The organism is Nocardia sp. NPDC004068 (genome assembly GCF_042874315.1).
Lineage (GTDB): Bacteria > Actinomycetota > Actinomycetes > Mycobacteriales > Mycobacteriaceae > Nocardia.
This window is the reverse complement of the sequence record NZ_JBIAMW010000002.1, coordinates 409783-427652: the sequence shown is the minus strand read 5'-3', so window position 1 is coordinate 427652 and position 17870 is coordinate 409783. Positions and strand designations below refer to the sequence as shown.

Genomic DNA, 17870 nt, shown 5'->3' with positions numbered 1-17870 from the left:
TATGACAATTCAGGCCGAGGGTCGGGCGCGCAGCCGCGCGGTGGCCTCGTGATCGATGCGCAGGCCCTCGGGGTCCAGGCGCGGATCGCCCTCGACGACGACCCCGTAGTCGCGCGCGGCGCCCGCGATGCTGACGTACTCGTTGCGGACGTCGGCGAGCACCCGTTCGGGATCCCGCCGCATCGGATCGCCCCATCCGCCACCACCATTGGTGAGGCATCGCAGGATCGTGTTCGGTTCGGTCGCCCACACCTGTTCGGCGGCGAAGTAGTGGTAGCGGCCGTCGACCGGGTCCAGCGCCTTGGTATCGGGGTCGAGCACCCCGGCGACGGGCACGCTGTCGGCGTAGACCCCCGCGTCGGTACCGAGCAGGCCGGGGGTCGCGTCGCCGTTCTCCCCCGGCGGGAACAGCCACATCGCACCGGTCGGCCCGGCCTGTCCGCCATGGGCTCCCACGCCCGAGGGCTGTTTGGTGCGGAACGGTGAGAGGTAGTGCGCGCCCGCGGTGAGCCACAGCGCGTCCTTGAGATTGGCCGCGCCGCCGCGGAAGGTGCCCGCGCCGCCGGTGTCGATGGCGTGTTCCTTGCGCAACAGCACCACCGGCGACTCGCGTTCGATCGTCTCCGTCGCGGGGTCGAGGTTGTTGAGCGTGAACAGGACGGTGTAGCTGTCCCCGTCGCCGACGTGGCTGGCGCCCCACGGTCCGTGCTCGCCACCGCACTGGGTGGCCGAGGTCCACGGCGTGCCGTCGACCCGCAGCCCGGAGGCGTTGTGGGTATTGGTCGAGCCGTAGTCACCACCGACGCCGTGCTCGCCGAGGACCGGATTGAGGGCGTCGAAGATCGCCGACGACACCGCGCCGGAGGCCTCCCAGAACATCATGATGCCGCCGTCGGGGGGCAGCGAGGAGACGATGGTGCCCGGCGGCACGACGAGGTCGACATTGCGCCAGGTGCCCGAGGTGAACGGCACCTTCGGGTCGAGCAGCATCGTAAGGGCAACGCCCACAGCGGTTTTGGCGTCGAGAACGCCGCAATTGATGCAGGTCCTGGCCTGGGGCGAGGTACCGGACAGGTCGATCTCCATGTCCTCGCCGCGCTTGCGCACGAGCACCCGCACGGTGTAGTCGACGGTGTCGTCGAGACCGTCCGCGTCGATCAACGCCGAGCCCGCGTAGTCGCCGTCGGGGACCAGCGCGATGGCGTCGCGCATCCGCTCGGCGGAGGTGTCGCAGGCGTAGTCCAGGGTGCCGAGATAGGCGCCGAGACCGTACCTTTCGATGTTCTCCAGAATCAGCCGCTCCCCCAGCTTCAGCTGCTGGAAGATGCTCTTGAAGTCGGGCAGCAGCATGCCGCCCCAGCGGGTGTTGTCGAAGATCAGGCTGAAGGTGGAGCGCACCGGCCGATCCTGCGACCACAGCAGCATGGGCGGGATCACCAGGCCGTTCTCGTAGACATTGCTCTTGGTCGCCGAGAAACCGCCGGGCACCGTGCCGCCCATGTCGAGCTGATGCGCGCAGATGGTGACGAAGGAGACGATCTCCCCGTCGGCGAACACCGGCCGGGTGAACGCCACGTCGTTCACGTGCCTGCCACCGCGATACGGGTCGTTGCAGATCAACACGTCCCCGGGACGCAGGTTCTCGGGCCCGTACTCCTCCACGGCGTTGCGGACCGCGTCGCCCATGGTGCCGAGGAACACGACCAGGCTGTTGCTGACCACGGCCATCGGATAGCCCTTGTGCGCGGGACCGCTGATGGTGCAGGCGAAGTCGTACCAGTCGCGGATGATCGGCGAGAACGCCTCGCGCATGAAACCGGTGGACATGTGCTCGACGGCGTAGCGCAGCCGGTTGGTGATCACGGTGGCGCTGAAACGGTCTGTGCCGTAACGCTCTTGGAACCGGGCGTCGGTGAGGTCCCGCAGCCGGGGCGCGGTGGGGATGGTCGGACTGGACATGTCACTTTCTCCGGATCACGATTTCGCCGTACGCGCCGACGGTGGCCTGCTGGCCGGCGCCGATATGCGTGGTGGACAGTTCTTCCTCGACCACGGCGGGGCCGTCGAGCAGATCGCCCGCGCGCAGGCTCGTGCGGTCGTAGACGTGGGCCTGCTGGGCGCCGACACCGTCCGCGTCGAGGTCACCCAGGTACCGCAGGGTCACGGTGCGGATCGGGGTGAGCGGACCGTCGGCCGCGGTCCGGGCCGGGAGCGCGGGGTATTCGACCTTGGGGGTGTCGAGGACCGCACGTACCCGGAAGGTGACGCCCTCGACGGGCATCATCTCGAAGCGGTTGCCCGACCGGGCCTCGTAGGTGTCGTGGAAGGCCGACACCATGGCGGCCACGGCGGCCTCGTCGATCGTGCCGCCCGGCACGGGCACGAACGGGGTCTCCCAGCTCTGCCCGGCCAGGTGGGCGTCCATGCTGCGCGAGATCGTCGCCGGCTCGCCGCCGACGCGGGCCCGCAGTTGTTTCTCCATGTCGGCGAACAACGCGTCGATCGCGGGCGCGGCCGCGTCGGTGAGCATGAGGTAAGCGCTGCGGTCGACCGTGAAAACCTGGTCGGTGGAAAGCAATCCGACCGCGGAGAACAGGCCCGGATTCGGTGGCACGATCACCTGCTTGCACCGCACGGTGTCGAGCACCGCGGGCAGCAGCATCGGGCCCGCGGCGCCGAAGGCGACCAGGCTGTAGTCGCGGGGGTCGACACCGTTCTTGATGGCGACGTTGAACACGCCCTCGGCCATGTTGTTCACCGCCATCTCGTAGGCGTAGCGGACCCGATGCGCCAGATCCAGCTCGGTGTCGAGGGATTCGAAGGCCCGCCGGGCGGCGTCGGCGTCGAGTCGCAGTTCGCCACCGGCGAAGTCGTCGGCGGCGAGGATGCCGATGAGCAGGCAGGTGTCGGTCGTCGTCGGCTGGGTGCCGCCGCGCCCGTAGCAGGCCGGGCCGGGCTGTGCCCGCGCGCTGTCGGGACCGACCTGGATCTCGCCCGCGGAACCGATCGACACGATGCTGCCGCCGCCCGCGCCGATGCTGGAGATGGCGTTGGCCAGCGCGTTGACCACGAGATCGTGTTCGAGTTCGAAGGTGGACTCCACGAACGGCTCGCCGCCGCTGACCACGCTGATGTCACACGAGGTGCCGCCCACGTCGGCGCACAGCAGGTCGTTCTCCCCGATCAGCGCGCCGAAGTGGGCGCAGGCGACCGTGCCGGCGGCCGGGCCGGAGAACACGATCCGGAAGGGCTGCTCCATCGCCTGCGCCGAGGGCACCAGGGTCGCCGCGCAGTCGGCGAAGTTGAGCTGACCGGCGAAACCCAGTCGGGCCAAACCCTTTTCGAGACCGGCGGTGTAATCGGAGTAGATGATCTTCATCAGCGTGTCGATCACGGTGGTCGAGGCGCGGGCGTATTCCTTCGCCAGCGGCGATACCTCGCTCGAGATCGAGCACGGCACATCACCGAGCACCTCGCGCACCAGCTCGCGCAGCCGCAGTTCGTGGCGGGGGTCGACGTAGGCGTTGATCAGGCAGATCGCCACACCCGCGACCTCGCAGCGGCGCAGTACCTCGAGTTCGGTCCTGGCCTGGTCCTCGTCGAGGGCGAACAGCACGCCGCCGTCGGCGGTGATCCGCTCGTGGATGCCGCGCCGCAGGTAGCGCTGGACCAGCGGCCGCGAGGCGTCACCGAAGCTGCGCCGCCAGTGCGGGTCGAGGATGGCCTCGGCCGGACGCCAGACGCGGCCCATGTCGAGGATGTCGCGGTGCCCCTCGGTGGTCAGGAAGCCGATCTTGGGCAGTTGCCGGGTGATGACGGCGTTGAGGCCGTGGGTGCTGGCGTGGTTGAACACCGCCGCGTCGGTGACACCGAGGACCTCGGCGCCGCGCAGCACCGGACCCGTCACATCGGCGTAGTCGGTGGAAATCTTGGCGGTGTGGATCCGCCCGTCGCGCCAGGCGACGACATCGGTGAACGTGCCGCCCACATCGACTGCGATCATGGTGACTCCTGAAATGATTCGGTCTCAGACGAGATCGGCGAGCAGCTGGATGGGGCCGAGCCGGTGCCACGGTTCCCTCGTCACGGAATACAGGCACTGCTGACACTTGACCACCCGTACCCAACCCTGTTCGGCGACAACGGGATACGCGCGCAGTTCGGCCGCGCCACAGCGCGGGCAGGCGCCCTCGCGCGGTTCGCGGTGCACCTGGGGTGGTGTCGGTGCGTCAGCCATGGCTGGGTCCTCCTACGGCGATGAAGTGTGCGGCCGAGTGCCGTGAGGACGACGCTAAGTTCGCGAGACCTGGGTCACAATCCGCCGGGCGAAGGCACACTGTCCGTCGAGCGAAGCGGGTTGTATGAATCAAACAAAGTATATTATATTTACGATGTGATACTCATCACGCCTGAGAGGAGGGTCTGCCGTTGTCGTCAGCACCCGCAGCGGTCGTGAGCAGCTTTCGCTCGGAGGATCCGGCCGCCGCACATGATCATGTGAGCGCCGCCTTCGCCCACCACGAGCTCGTCCTCGACGAGCGTCGCGGGATCGACTTCGCCCTGGACACGGTGCGTTCGGAGAGCCTGACCGTCGGGCGGATGGCCTACGGCACCGCCGCGCGCATCGACGGCCCGCCGATGCAGACCTGCTATCACGTGAATCTGTCCGTCGCGGGACAGAGCACGGTGGCCCAGCACGGGACGCGACGCTCCTTCGGCGCGGGCGAGGCCGGTGTGGCCTTCGTGCACGACGCGCCGGTGTCGATCCGCTGGAGCGCCGACGCCGAGCACTACCACATCAATCTGCGCCGCGAACCCTTCGAGCGCCATGCGGCCCGGTTGCTCGGCCGCCGGGAGAGCCAGCCCGTCCGGTTCGATCTCACCTTCCCCATGGCGGCCCCCGCCGGTCGCGCCCTGCTGGCCACCACCCGGTTCGTCTACGACGAACTGGCCCGCGAGGGCGGGGTGTCGACGATGCCCCTGGCGCGCCGGGAACTCGAGTCGACACTGATGACCCAGATTCTGCTCACCGCGCCGAGCCAGCTCACCCCGGCGCTGACCGGCGCCGCGCCGAACATCGGCCACAGCCGGGTCCGCGAGGTCGTCGCCTACATCCACGCCCACCCCGACGCCGATATCTCCACCGCCGAACTCGCCGCCCGCGCGGGCGTCACGGCCCGGGCGCTGCAACTGGGATTCCGCGACGCGCTCGGCATGTCACCCAGCGCGTACGTCCGCGCGGTGCGGCTGGACCGGGTACGTGACGAATTGTGTTCGGGCCGAGCGACTTCGGTCAGCGACGCCGCCATGCGGTGGGGATTCTTCCATCTCGGCCGCTTCGCCCAGCAGTACCGCGAGCGGTTCGGCGAATTGCCGTCCGAGACGGTCACGGGGTGTGCGTCCGCGGCGGGACCCGTGACAGCGTCGATCGATCAGCCGAGGTAGGTCGATTCGAGCACCAGGTCTTTGAGGACCTTCTGGTATTCCGCGTGTGTGCGGTGTTCTCGGGTGCGCCATCGCACGCGCTCGTGTTGGCGCATGAAGGCTCGGTACTCCGGGGCGCCCGGGTATTTGACGTTGTCCGCCACGACGACCGACCCCGGGCGCAGCCAGTCCTGCTCCAGGATCCGGTGGAGATCGGGCAGGTACTCCTCCTTGACGTGATCGAGGAAGACGAAATCCAGTGAGCCCGAGATGAATTCGTGTTCTTCACGCAGGGCGGACAGGGTCCTTCCGCCGTCGCCCAGGGTGCCGACGATCACGACGACGCGGTCGCCGATGCCCGCGTGATCCCAGATCCGTTGCGCCACGGCAGCATTGGCGGGATTGAATTCGATGGAGTACAGGACGGCGTCGGCGGGCATGGCCCGTGCGATGCGCAGAGCGCTGTAGCCGCAATAGGTTCCGAGTTCCAGCAGGCGGCGCGGGCGCGCGGCGGCGACGGCGCGGTCGAGGATCCGGCCCTTCTCGTCACCGACGTTGATCAGGTAACTCTTGGTGTAGCAGAACTCGTCGATCGTCCTGATGACGTCGTCGATGTCGTGTCGGCGCGCGTGCGCGCACACATAGTCGGCCAGGGCTTGTTCGCGGCCGTCACCGACCTGCCAGTTCGCGCCCATGTGCCGGAGGCCGAACAGGAACCGCACATACGACCAGCGCAGGAACATCACCGGTTTACCGGCGTATTCGTTGGCGGCGACGGCGAAGGCCACGGCGGCGACGACAGCCAGCACCGACCGGGGCAGCCGCCGACCGAACGCCCTCGGTGCGGTCAGCAGGATCGACGACGTGAGCGAGACCGCGGTTGCCACGGCGGCGGCGACATACCTGCTCACAGACCCTCGCTTCCGCCTTGTCGGCGTTTCAGTTCGTCGTCCAGGATCGGCCCGATCACCGCGAGCGCCTCGGGGTTGGTCATCTGGGCATGAGTGACGTCGACCCAGTGCTGGGTGATCCGGCCGGAGCAGTGCGGTCGCCACATCTCGGCGGTCAGGTCGCCGGTAATGCCTTGGCGCGCGGAGAAATACAGCAGATCGCCGTCGTAGCACGCGGGGCGGTAGCTCGTCGACATGGCGACGCTGTCGACGTATCCCCGGTGCAGGCGTTCGAGTTGTTCGCGGGTCAATCCCCGGCCCGGTCCCGGGCTGTCGGCGAGCAGGTCGACGGCTTCGTCGAGGGTCAGCGGACGGCTGTCGGGAGTGGCCGACTCGTTGCCCTGGAGATGGGTCACCAGGTCCCGTACGGTCGGCGGCTGCGGCGGGGGCGCGTCGTCGCCGAACACCACGCTGTCGAACATGGTGACCGAATCGACGGCGTGGCCGTGTGCGCGCAACCGGATGGCGAGCGCGTGGGCGAGTTGCCCGCCGAGGGACCAGCCGAGCAGGTGGTAGGGGCCCTCGGGGCGCACGCGAAGGAGTTCGTGCAGGTACACCTCGACGAGTTCGTCGACGGTGTGGAAGTCGCCCGATCGCCCGGATACGGCTGGGGATTGCAGCCCGTAGACCGGCCGGTCGGTGACATATTGCAGCAAGCCGGAGTAGCACCACGACAGCGGTACCGCGGAATGCAGGCAGATCAACGGTGTGCCGGAACCGTTGCCGCGCAACGGCAGCACCGTCTCCAGGGCCGAACCGCTCACCGCCACACCGCTGTTCGCGTCGGCGGCCGCCGAATCGATTGCGGCGGCGAGGGTTTGCACCGTCGGGGTGAACAGCGAGGACACCGTCACGGTGGTGCCGCACCGCTCCGACAGTTGCCTGCACAGTTCGACGCCCAGCAAGGAATTGCCGCCGAGCTCGAAGAAATTGTCGTCCAAACCGACCCGCGTCTGTCCGGTCACCTCGGCGATCGTTTCCGCCACCACCCGCTCGGTCGGCGAGGTCGGTGCGCGAAACGCCGGGCGCGGCAGCGACTGTGGGTCGGGCAGGGCGGAGCGATCGGTCTTGCCGCTGCTCGGATTGATCGGGATCTCGGACAGCGGTACCAGGACCGCGGGAACCATGCCGGGCGGCAGGATCGTCCGTACCCGCGCCAGCACGGCGGTACGGTCGAAGTCCTCCGCCGCCGGGACGACATAGCCGATCAATCGGTCGCCGAGCGTCTGCGATGTCCACACCCGCACCACGGCCTGCTCGACCGTCTCGTCGGCGGCCAGTGCGCGCTCGACCTCCGACGGCTCGATGCGCTGGCCGCGGAGCGAGATCTGCACATCGCTGCGGCCGAGGTACTCGAGCGTTCCATCGGGTTGCTCGCGCACGACGTCGCCGGTGCGATACATTCGAGTTCCCTTGGGCCCGTAGGGATTTGCCACGAAACAACTCGCGGTGATCCCGGGCCGCCCCAGATATCCGCGTGCCAACGCCTCACCCGCGAGATACAGTTCGCCGCGCGCGCCGCGCGGGGCGGGCCGCAGCCGGGTGTCCAGGACGAGCGTCTGCACGCCGGGTAGTGCGCGGCCGATCGTGATCGTCGTGCCCGGCTCGAGCGGTTCGGTCTGGGTCACCACGACGGTGGCCTCGGTGGGGCCGTAGGAATTGAACATGGGCAGTCTGCCTGCCCAGCGGTCGGCGAGTGCGGGCGGGCACTTGTCGCCACCGACGGTCACCGTGCGCAGCGACGGCAGTCGGTCCGGGTCGAGGGTTGCCAGAATGGTGGGTGTGACCACCAGGTTGGTGACGGCCTCGTCCTGGATCACCTGCGAAAGCCGTTGTCCCGCAACAATGTCCGGCGCCATGGCGACGAGCGTTCCGCCGGGGACGAAGGCGGAGAGGTATTCGAGGAACGAGGCGTCGCAGAAGGGCGAATGTGCTTGCAGCACCACGGATTCGGGATCGAGGCGGTTGCGGGTGCGCAGGTCGTCGGCCAACGCGGCCAGGCCCTCGTGGGTACTCAGTACCCCCTTGGGTTCGCCGGTGGATCCGGAGGTGTAGATCAGATAGGCCGGGTGAGCGGCACGCAGCGGTCTGGTCCGGTCCGCGTCGGTCACCGCGGCGGTCGAGCGCGACGCGGCGGCGCGGGTGAACTCCTCGCTGTCGAGCAGCAACCACTCGGCCGCCGTGCCCGTCAGCGCCGCATGCCATTCGGTGCGGGTGATGCCCAGTGTCGCACCGGAATCGGCGAGAAGCTTCGCCACGCGCGCAGGAGGATCGGCCGGATTCACCGGGAAGAAGACCGCGCCGGTACGGGCCACCGCCCACAATGCTGTCACCGATTCCACCGACCGCGGCAATGCCACAGCCACAACGACTTCCGGTCCGGCGCCGTGCGCGATCAGCTCGCGCGCCCACTGGGCGCTCGTCTCGTCGAGGGCGCGATAGGTCATCGAGCGGTCCGGCCCGCTCAGGGCGATCCGTTCACCGGTACCGATTCCGTGCGCGAGCAACTCCGGGAGCAGGCGCTGGTGATGCCGCCGCGGCGCGGCGATCGTGCGGTTCCCGGCGACCGCCGCGAACACCCTGTCCTCGCCGTCGGCTTCCAGGAATCGGGACAGGCAGTCCACGAATTGCTGTCGATACCACTCCACCTCGTCCGCTCGGTACAGCTCCGGGTTGGCGTGGAAATCGATGGTGAAGGGTTCGGCGCCGAATCGGTAGCAGCTGATCGCCAGGTCGTCCACCGGACCCGCCGACAGCAGATGCGTGCGCCCGCGAACGTCGCCGAAGCCGATGCTGTCGGGCAGGCTGAGGACGTTGACCAGCGGACCGTAGCCGTGCCGGCCGACCCGGCCCATGCCCTGGTCACGGAGCAGGTCCTCGTGCCGATACAGCTGGTGGCGCAACGCTCCGATCATCCGTAAGCGCACCTGCCCGATCAAGTCACCGACCGTGCGGTCGGGCACGCCTCGCACGCACAAGGGCACCACGTTCGACACCATCCCCGCCGATTGCCGCAGCGCGCCGCTGGTGCGCGCGGCGACCGGCAGCGACACCGTCACATCGGTATCACCGGTCATCTGTGCAAGAAACGCGGTGACCGCCGCGACCAGCACCTCGGCGATGCCCGCGTCGTAGCGGTCGGCCACGGCTCGCAGCCGGGCCATGGTCGCCGCCTCGAGGGGGGCGTGCGCGATATGCGGCCGCGCGGACGGGGCCGCGTACCGATCGCTGAGGCGTGTGACGTGGTCGAGTCCGGCGAGTTGGGTTCCCCAGTACTCGCGGTCGGCGGCGAACCGTGACGAACACCGGTACCGCTGCTCGGCTGCCACGATCTCGGCCAGATGTACCGCCCGGCACGGCGGCGCGGGGCGATGCCGCGTTGCGGCGGAATGCAATTCGGCGGTTCGCTGAAGGAGCCGAGCGGCGCCGAAGCCGTCGACCGCGATGTGATGGCTGCGTGCGTAGCAGCGGTATCGGTCGGGGCCGAGGGTGAACAGCACCGCCTTCGAGACGTCGGGGCCCGTCAGATCGATGCCAGCGAGAGTGTCCTCGCTCATCCACTCCCGCGAGGCGCGGTCCGGGTCGGGGTGATCGCTCAGATCGATGCACTCGAATCCGGTGTCCACGCCATGGTCGAGGTACTGGTGCGGTCGGCCGTCGACGATCGTGAACCGGACATGCGGGGACTGTAGTTCGCGGGCGGCGCGGCGCGCACAGTGCTGGAGAAGCCCGACATCGAGACCGCCCCGCACGTCGGTGTATTGGGAGATGGAGAACGGAACGCTCGGGTGCAGTTGCTGAGCCAGCCACAGCTCGGACTGCGCGACCGATAATTCGAACGGGTCCAGGTCCCGGCTCGCGTCGTCACCGCGCAGTCCGGTACTCGACAGGTCTACCACCGCGATTCCTCGACTCTCGACGGCGAGCAGGTCGGCAGGGCGATCGCACCGCGCGCCGTCACGAACCCACGCTCGTCCGGAGGAAACCCGTCACTTCCGCCATCATCCGATCGACCGAATCGGCGACGAAAAGAACAGGCTGACAGACGCTGTCGTCGATGTGGCTGACGAGGATGTCCTCGACCCTGAATTCGCGCAGATCCGCGTGCGGGAACGACTCCATCTCGGTGACCGAGGACAGGATCGCCGCTCCGTACGCTCTCGGGCGACCCCCTTCGGCGACCAAGCCGACCTCCAGGGTGAACCAGAACAACCGCGCGATCGCGGTCCGCTCCTCGTCCGAGGTGGCCTGGTTGGCGGCCCGGCCGAAGCAGCGGTACAGCTCCGCGAATTCCGGATCACCCAGTATCACAGCGTGTCCGACCAGTTCGTGGATGATGTCGGGATCAGGCGAGAACGCTTGCTCCGCCACCGGCCGCACGTCCGGTGTGGCGTGCAGGATGCCGTCGGCCATCGGGCCGTAGAACAGCCGGCCGGGCTGGCTTCCGATGGCAGGCACCAGCTGGAAACCGGTCAGCGAACGGAGGGTACGGGAGACCTCGCTCATTTGCGGGACGTGATCGGCGGGCAACGGGACGACGCGAGCGGCACGACGATATTCCGCGCAACCGAGTTGCTCGTGCAGGCCGCGAAGCGTCGCGAAAATCCGCGACCACAGCACGTCCTCGTCACCGCTGTAGACGAAGTCGGGCACCGGCTGCCCCGGACGACACGCGCGGGCGACGCGCTCACGCTCGGATCGAACGTCGACACCAACCGTCATCGCAACCAACCCTCTCCTCGAGTCGCCCCGACTTGCGCATGTTCACCGAACAGTCGAAATACTGCGGCACCGACAAGACGGGGCATTCCGATGCCGGGAGTACCCGCGCCGATTTTCGCCAAACAAATCGAGAGAACGAGGAGAATAATGCTGAACGAAAGTTAATGCCCATTTATTCGGCACGGTCCTCGCCCGCAGGTCCCGCATCGACCCTCCGCTCTTCTCATCAGCAACGATAGAGCCACCCGTAGCCAGCGAGGCTACTACAGTCACGGCGGCGATTCACGCCTTCGCGACCACAACGTCGCCCATCCATTCGGCCGACAAAGACGACGTGCCCGGCTCGAAAAATTGGTCAATTGTTCAGATCGTCGGTCGAAGCGGTGGCGACCCGGATCGTCTTCCGGTCCGGTCCGCAAACGCTCCAACGCGGCTTGGCGTCGTTCGAACAGTGCGGCGTTGGTCGGTGCCGAGCCTTGGGACAATAGGTTCTCGCACGGTGAATCGCATTGCAGCGAGTGTCGGACGCCTCGCGCCGAATTCACCCGCGAACGGCGCGGCGGGGCAGCTCCTCCCGCGAAACCTCGTTCGCCACAGGGCTTCTCGATAGGGGCCGGGCGGGCCATCGAATGGCGTCCGCCGATCATGATGGTATCGTCGGAAGCCGAATCCGAGGGGGGGTTGGTCGGCTATGACGGGCACAGTTCGGTCGGGCCGGGTCGCTTTGCTCACGATGACCTGCCTGGGTCAGTTCATGGCGCTGCTCGACAGCACCATCGTGGGCGCGGCTCTACCGAATATTCAGCAGAATCTGGACATCACTCTGACCGGTTTGCAGTGGATCGTGGACGCCTACGTGATGCTCGCCGCGATGCTGCTGCTGACCGGTGGCGTACTCGCGGACCGATTCGGGCGCAAACGCGTATTCCTGCTGGGCGTCGGGGTTTTCACCGCGGCGTCACTGCTCTGCGCGCTCGCTCCGTCGCTGGAATGGCTCATCGTCGGCCGCGCGTTGCAGGGCATCGGCGGGGCGACCCTGAGCCCCGCCTCGCTGGCGCTGCTGGCCTCGGCCTATCCCGTTGCGCAGGAACGCATTCGGGCGATCGGCCTGTGGGCCGGATTCAGTGGGATCGGGCTCGCGGCCGGTCCCGTCGTCGGCGGCGTCCTCGTCGATCTGTCCGACTGGCGGGCCATCTTCCTGGTCAACGTACCCATCGGCGTGATGCTGCTGTTGGTGGGAGCGCGCATCCTCACCGAATCGCGCAATCCATCGGTGGCGCGCTTCGACATTCCGGGACAGGTGCTGTCGGTCCTCGGCGTCGGCGCGCTGACCTTCGCGCTCATCGAGGGCGCCGACCTCGGCTGGGCGTCGCCGATCATTCTCGGCAGCTTCGCCGCCGCCGTCGTCCTGCTCGGTGCCTTCCTCGCCGTCGAAGCGCGCACCCGGGCGCCGATGGTCCCGCTGCGCCTGTTCGGGAACCGGCCGTTCGCGGTGTCGAACACCGCGATGGTGGTCGTCGGCTTCGGCCTGATGGGGTCGGGTTTCTTCTTCTCCCAGTTCTTCGTGTTCGTGCAGGGCACCTCGGTGCTGCGGGCCGGCGTCGAGAACCTGCCGTGCACGATCGCGATGGTCGTCGTGAGCCCGTTCGCCGCGCGGATCGCGGCCCGCTTCGGCTTCCGGACCGTGGTCACCGCGGGCTCGGCACTCGCCGGCGCCGGACTTCTCGCCTGGGGCGCGGTGCGTCACGACACCCCCTACACCGACATGTGGTGGCGTCTGCTGATCATCGGAATCGGCTTCGGTCTCACCATGTCCCCCCTCACCGGCGCCGCGATCTCCTCGGTCTCCCCCCACGAGGGCGGCCTCGCCTCCGGCATCAGCAACACCACCCGCCAGATCGGCGCCGTCCTGGGCGTAGCGATCCTCGGCACCACCGTACGCATCCGCCAAGACCACGGCGCAACCCTCGAAGTCGGCCTGCAAACCGCCTTCCTCACCGCCGGCCTGATAACCATCGTCAGCGCCGCGTTCACCGCCCTACTGCTCGCACCGCGCGCCACGACTACCACGAACGAGCGCCACCCTTCCGAACAAACGCCCGCCCAGACCGGCACCTGAGCACGTGGCGGCGCAAGAAGCGCACTGCCGCACCGCTTTTCGCACCGGCTCGCGGGCCCGGCCGATGGGAAACGAGGGAAGCCGGCTCGGCCCCCGCGCGGGCCGGAGTCGCTGCCCGTGCGCTGGTGGAGATTTCGCGCGCCCCGCTCAGGCCGTCCGGTCGGCGGCCAGCCGCAGCGAGACCGGCAGACTGCTCATGCCGCTCAGAAAATTCGAGTAGATGCGCCGGGGCGCACCGGTGAGTTCGATGCTCTCCGCCATATCCCGCAGCCCCGCGAGGACCGAGCCGATCTCGACCCGGGCGAGATAGGCCCCCAGGCAGAAGTGGCCCCCGTAGGCGAAGGTCAAGTGCCGGTTGGGCTTTCGGTTCAGATCGAAGGCCGCGGGACGGGCGAACTCCTCGCCGTCGCGGTTCGCGGCCGCCATCCAGAGGGTGACCAGTTGCCCGGCCTCGATCGTCCGCCCGTGCAGTTCGACGTCCTCCGTGGCGGTGCGCCCGGCGTGCAGTGCGGGAGTTGTCCAGCGAAGGACCTCCTCCACCGCCGACTCCACCGACACCGCACCCTCTTTGAGGGCCCGCCACTGCGCGGGATGCTCGGCCAGCGCCTGCACGCCGCCGATCATGGACAACCGGGTGGTCTCGTCGCCACCGAGGATCAGGCTGTAGCAGTTGAAGATGATCTCCTCGTCACTCAGCGGCTCGCCCTCCACCGTCGCGGACGCGAGCACGCTGAGGATGTCGTTCATCGGGGTGTCGCGGCGCTCGCGCGCCAGATCGGCGAAGTAGAGCAGAATTTCGTTCTTCGCCACCCAGCCGTCGTCCGGGGTGGCGGTCGACCGGTCCGAGCTCAGCGCGGACGACGTCCACTCGAGGATGTCCGGCCGGTCTCGCTCGGGCACGCCCAGCAGTTCGCAGATCGCGGTCAGCGGGATATCGGCGGCGACGTCGCGAGCGAAATCGCAGTCCCCCCGCCGCACGGCGTTCTCGAGCAACTGCCGGGACCCCTGCCGCACACCGGTCGTCACGGCCTCGAGCGCTCGCGGCGAGAACGCCTTCATCAACACCCGCCGCAGTTCGGCGTGCGGACGGCCGTCGGTCACCGCGAGCATGTGCCCGGCCGCCGTGTCCCCGCCGTCGAGCAGGGTGTCCAGGACGTTCCCGCGCTCGGAACTGAATCGCCTTGCGTCCCGGAAGACCTCCTGGACATCGCGATACCGGGTGAGGACCCAGAAGCCGGGCCGGTCCCCACGCCCCGGATGCCAGTACGCGGGTTCATCGGTGCGGAGCCGGTCCCATACCTCCGACAGGTCGCACTCGGCGTGCAGGGCGGGATCCGTCAGATCCAGATCCGGCACCGCGTCGGCCGGGACGATCTCGCGCACATGCATTTCCGATACCCCTCGTTCCTCCAGGCCGGGAAGTCCTCCGCGCGGCGGATGGATTCGTCCCCGGCACAGCCGCTTTCAGTGGTCCCCTGGATCAGCCCCCGCCGCGAGGGCGGCGACCGTCCGCTTGTCGATCAGGTCGCGGGGCGCGATGCGCAGACCCGCCTGCCGGGCCCGGCCGATCAACTTCGTCGACAGGATGCTGTCGCCGCCCAGCTGAAAGAAATCGCCGTCGACCGGGACGCTCGGCAACCCGAGAACGTCGGCGAACAGCTCGCTGAGCAGCGTCTCCGTCGCCGTCCGCGCCTCGTCGCCGAAGCCGTCGCCGGTGTCCGGGATGAACTCGCGGGCGGCGAGCGCGCGCCGATCGAGCTTGCCGTGGACGGTCGTGGGCAGTTCGGTGACCAGGACGCAGGCCGACGGAATCATGAACTCGGGCAACGACATTCGCAGATGCGCCCGCAACTCGGCCGCGTCGGCTCGGGCGCGACCCGCCGCGAGCACCGCATAGGCGACGAGGCGTGTCTCGCTGGGGCGACCACCCGCGGCGATCACCACAGCGGCCTGTTCGACGGAGGGATGAGCGGTGAGTGCGGCCTCGATCTCCCCGAGCTCCACGCGATGACCGCGGACCTTCACCTGGTCGTCGGACCGCCCGAGGAACAGCAGTTGCCCGTCCGTGCCCCAGCGCACGAGATCACCCGTGCGGTACAGGCGCGCGCCCGATCCGGTGCAGGGGTTCGCGACGAATCTGCTCGCGGTCAGCGCGGGCCGGTGCAGGTAACCGCGCGCCAGCCCCGCTCCCGCGACGTACAACTCGCCCGCCGCACCGTCGGGCACCGGCCGCAGATCCGGCCCCAGGACATACACCTCGCGGCCCCGCACGGGCGTCCCGATGGGCGGAGTCGCCGCGCCCGAGAGCGGGCGGCTCATCGTCGCCGCCACGGTCACCTCGGTCGGCCCGTAGGCGTTGATCATGCGACGCCCTCGCGACCACACCTCCGCCAGTACCGCGGGACACCGGTCGCCGCCGACGATCAGTGTCCGGACACTCCGCAGATCCTCGACAGCAACGGTGGCCAGCGCGGCCGGAGGGATCAGCGCGTGCGTGATCCCGTGTGCCCGAATCACATCCACGAGAGCGTCACCGACCAGTGGCCGCGGCGGCGGCGTAATCAGCCGGGCTCCGGCGCCGATCGCCATGAGCAGTTCGAGCACGGCCGCGTCGAAACTCGGCGAGGAGAATTGCAGGATCCTGCTGTCCCGATCGACCGCGAAACGCTCGGACTCCTCGGACGCGAGCGCGGACAGTCCGCGGTGCGACACCACGACACCCTTCGGCCGCCCGGTGGAACCGGAGGTGTAGATGATGTAGGCCGGGTGGTGGACCGAGGGGACACCCGTCAGTTCCTCGTCGCCGATGCCGGTGCCCGGGAGTGCGTTCAGCTCGCGCCGCGTCCCGCCGTCGTCCAGCCGAATCGTCTCGACAGTCACGCCGCCCGCATGATCGGCGTGGTCGCCGGTCGTGACCAGGAGTGCGGGCCGGGCATCGGTGAGGATGAACCGGATGCGCTCGCGCGGGTAGTCCGGATCGACGGGCAGGTAGGCGGCGCCGGCCTTGGCCACGGCGATCTCCGCGACCACCAGGTCCAGGGAGCGCGGCAACATTAGGGCGACAATGGTTTCCGGCCCCGCGCCGCGCGCGATCAGCAGCCGCGCGAGCCGGTTGGCACCGCGGTCGAGCTCGGCGTAGGTGAGTCGCCGCTCGTCGTCCTCCAGGGCGACCGCGTCGGGATGAGCCCGGACGGCCCGGTCGAACAACGCGGACAACGAGGCCGGATCGGTGTCGGCTCGGTTCGGGTTGCGATCGACCAGCGCGCGCCGTCGCTCGCCGGGGTCGAGCAGATCGAGTCGGCCCACCGGCACATCGGGTCGATCCGCTACAGCGGTGAGCACCTCGGCCACCTGCCGCAGGACACGTCGAGCCCGAGCGCGATCGAACAGGCCGGGCCGATGGTCGAGCCGAAGTTCCAGCCTCCGTTCGGGTATCGCGGTGAAGCTCACCGGAAAGTGATTGGCGTCGCGCCCGCTCACGCCGACCACCCGGACCCCGTCCGGCGCCCGCCACGCCGGGTGGGGCCGCACGGGCCACCGTTCCACGACCGCGAGGGTGTCGAACAGCACGCCGGTACCAGCCGCCTCGAAAACCTCGGCGAGACACAGGTTCTGATACGGCCGCAACGATTCGGTGTGCTCCCGCACCCGCGCGAGCAGCCCACCCAACGACTCCTGATAGCGCAGGTCGATCCGGATCGGCAGGATATTGAGGAAGGCCCCGATCGTCCTTCCGCCCGCCGCGGCGTCCGACGGGGCAGCCGCCACGGTCGACCCGAACACGACCTCCCGCCGGCCGGTGCGGTGCGCCAGCACCAGCCCCCACGCGACCTGCACGGCGCTGTCGAGCGTCAGCCCATGGTCGTCCAGGTATCGACGCAGCCGGACCGTCACCGCCTCGGGCAACGTGGCCGTGACTCGTTCCGGTGCGCATTCGCCGACTCCCGGCCCGCGAGCGGCGAGCAGCGTGGGCCCGGCCAGCCCGTCGAGCGCGTGTGCCCAGGCGGCCGCGGCCGCGGCGGTATCCGACCCGTCCGCATTGTCGGAAGGGGAGGACGGGCAGTCGTGGTCGTCGAGGGCCGTGGCCCGAGCTTCCTCGGACGCGGTCGTGTCCGGGCGGCCCGGGGTGCGGGGTGGGCCGTATTCCCGGTACAGCGCGAACAATTCGTCGATCAGCGGGGTGTAGGACCAGCCGTCGACGAGGATGTGATGGTGGGTCAGGACGAGTCGGCTGTCGTCGTCGGCCAATTGGATGAGCAGCACCCGCAGCAACGGCGGAACGGCGACGTCGAATACGGTCCGCTCGGTCTCGGCGATCAGGTCGGCGTACGCCGCCGCTCGTGCTTCGGGAGCCAGCTCGCGTAGGTCGACGTGTCGCCAAGGCAATGAGACATCGTGTCCGGCAACACGTTCCGGGATTCCCGCGTCGGAATACCGGAAACCGCACAGCAATTCGGGTCGTCGCCGCAGCAGAGCGGACACCGCCGCCCGCATCGCGGCGGCATCGAGTGGTCCGGCGAGGTCGAATACGAAGGTGACGCGGTAGGGGTCCGGGCCCGGCTCGGATGCCCGGCTCAGAAGGTGGCGCAGCATTCCCCGCTGCGCGGGAGAAACCGTCGGAGCCGAAAGTGTCATGGTCGATCCTCTGGTCGGGC

At 68.8% G+C, this 17870-nt stretch carries 10 protein-coding genes; 2 read left to right on the top strand and 8 right to left on the bottom strand.

The genetic code is table 11. The features are described 5' to 3' along the window. Nucleotides 1–9: 9 nt before the first annotated feature. Genes ACFYTQ_RS06070 through ACFYTQ_RS06060 form a run of 3 tightly spaced genes read right to left on the bottom strand, consistent with a single transcriptional unit; the run spans nt 10 to nt 4237 of the window. The gene (locus ACFYTQ_RS06070; RefSeq protein ID WP_387357537.1) at nt 10–1959 is read right to left on the bottom strand and encodes a hydantoinase B/oxoprolinase family protein; all 1950 of its coding nucleotides are present in this window, start codon (nt 1957–1959) and stop codon (nt 10–12) included. A gap of 1 nt (nt 1960) precedes the next feature. Next, nucleotides 1961–4003 (bottom strand): hydantoinase/oxoprolinase family protein, encoded by a 2043-nt coding sequence (locus ACFYTQ_RS06065; protein ID WP_387357536.1) that lies wholly within the window; start codon nt 4001–4003, stop codon nt 1961–1963. Nucleotides 4004–4027: 24 nt separating this feature from the next. Further along, entirely contained in the window at nt 4028–4237 is a 210-nt protein-coding gene (locus tag ACFYTQ_RS06060; RefSeq protein WP_387357535.1) for a hypothetical protein, read from the bottom strand. Between the two features lie 215 nt (nt 4238–4452). On the opposite strand from ACFYTQ_RS06060, the gene ACFYTQ_RS06055 reads away from it, so the two are divergent. After that, a complete protein-coding gene (locus ACFYTQ_RS06055) occupies nt 4453–5445 on the top strand; it encodes an AraC family transcriptional regulator (protein WP_387357534.1) in 993 nt (330 codons plus the stop codon). On the opposite strand, the gene ACFYTQ_RS06050 is transcribed toward ACFYTQ_RS06055, so the two are convergent. The 3 genes from ACFYTQ_RS06050 to ACFYTQ_RS06040 form a co-directional block, all read right to left on the bottom strand. Beyond that, a complete protein-coding gene (locus tag ACFYTQ_RS06050) occupies nt 5433–6167 on the bottom strand; it encodes an O-methyltransferase (protein WP_387357958.1) in 735 nt (244 codons plus the stop codon). The genes ACFYTQ_RS06055 and ACFYTQ_RS06050 overlap by 13 nt on opposite strands. A gap of 164 nt (nt 6168–6331) precedes the next feature. Beyond that, complete coding sequence (locus tag ACFYTQ_RS06045) at nt 6332–10273, bottom strand: amino acid adenylation domain-containing protein (RefSeq protein WP_387357533.1); 3942 nt, start codon at nt 10271–10273, stop codon at nt 6332–6334. Between the two features lie 58 nt (nt 10274–10331). Continuing rightward, complete coding sequence (locus ACFYTQ_RS06040) at nt 10332–11096, bottom strand: amino acid hydroxylase (protein ID WP_387357532.1); 765 nt, start codon at nt 11094–11096, stop codon at nt 10332–10334. Between the two features lie 691 nt (nt 11097–11787). On the opposite strand from ACFYTQ_RS06040, the gene ACFYTQ_RS06035 reads away from it, so the two are divergent. Continuing rightward, a complete protein-coding gene (locus ACFYTQ_RS06035; RefSeq protein ID WP_387357531.1) occupies nt 11788–13215 on the top strand; it encodes a DHA2 family efflux MFS transporter permease subunit in 1428 nt (475 codons plus the stop codon). Between the two features lie 147 nt (nt 13216–13362). Here the strand turns inward: ACFYTQ_RS06035 and ACFYTQ_RS06030 are convergent, their stop codons facing one another. Both ACFYTQ_RS06030 and ACFYTQ_RS06025 read right to left on the bottom strand, forming a co-directional pair. After that, the gene (locus tag ACFYTQ_RS06030) at nt 13363–14604 is read right to left on the bottom strand and encodes a cytochrome P450 (protein ID WP_387357530.1); all 1242 of its coding nucleotides are present in this window, start codon (nt 14602–14604) and stop codon (nt 13363–13365) included. Nucleotides 14605–14679: 75 nt separating this feature from the next. Further along, on the bottom strand, nt 14680–17850 hold the full coding sequence (locus ACFYTQ_RS06025) for an amino acid adenylation domain-containing protein (RefSeq protein WP_387357529.1): 3171 nt from the start codon (nt 17848–17850) through the stop codon (nt 14680–14682). Between the last annotated feature and the right edge of the window lie 20 nt (nt 17851–17870).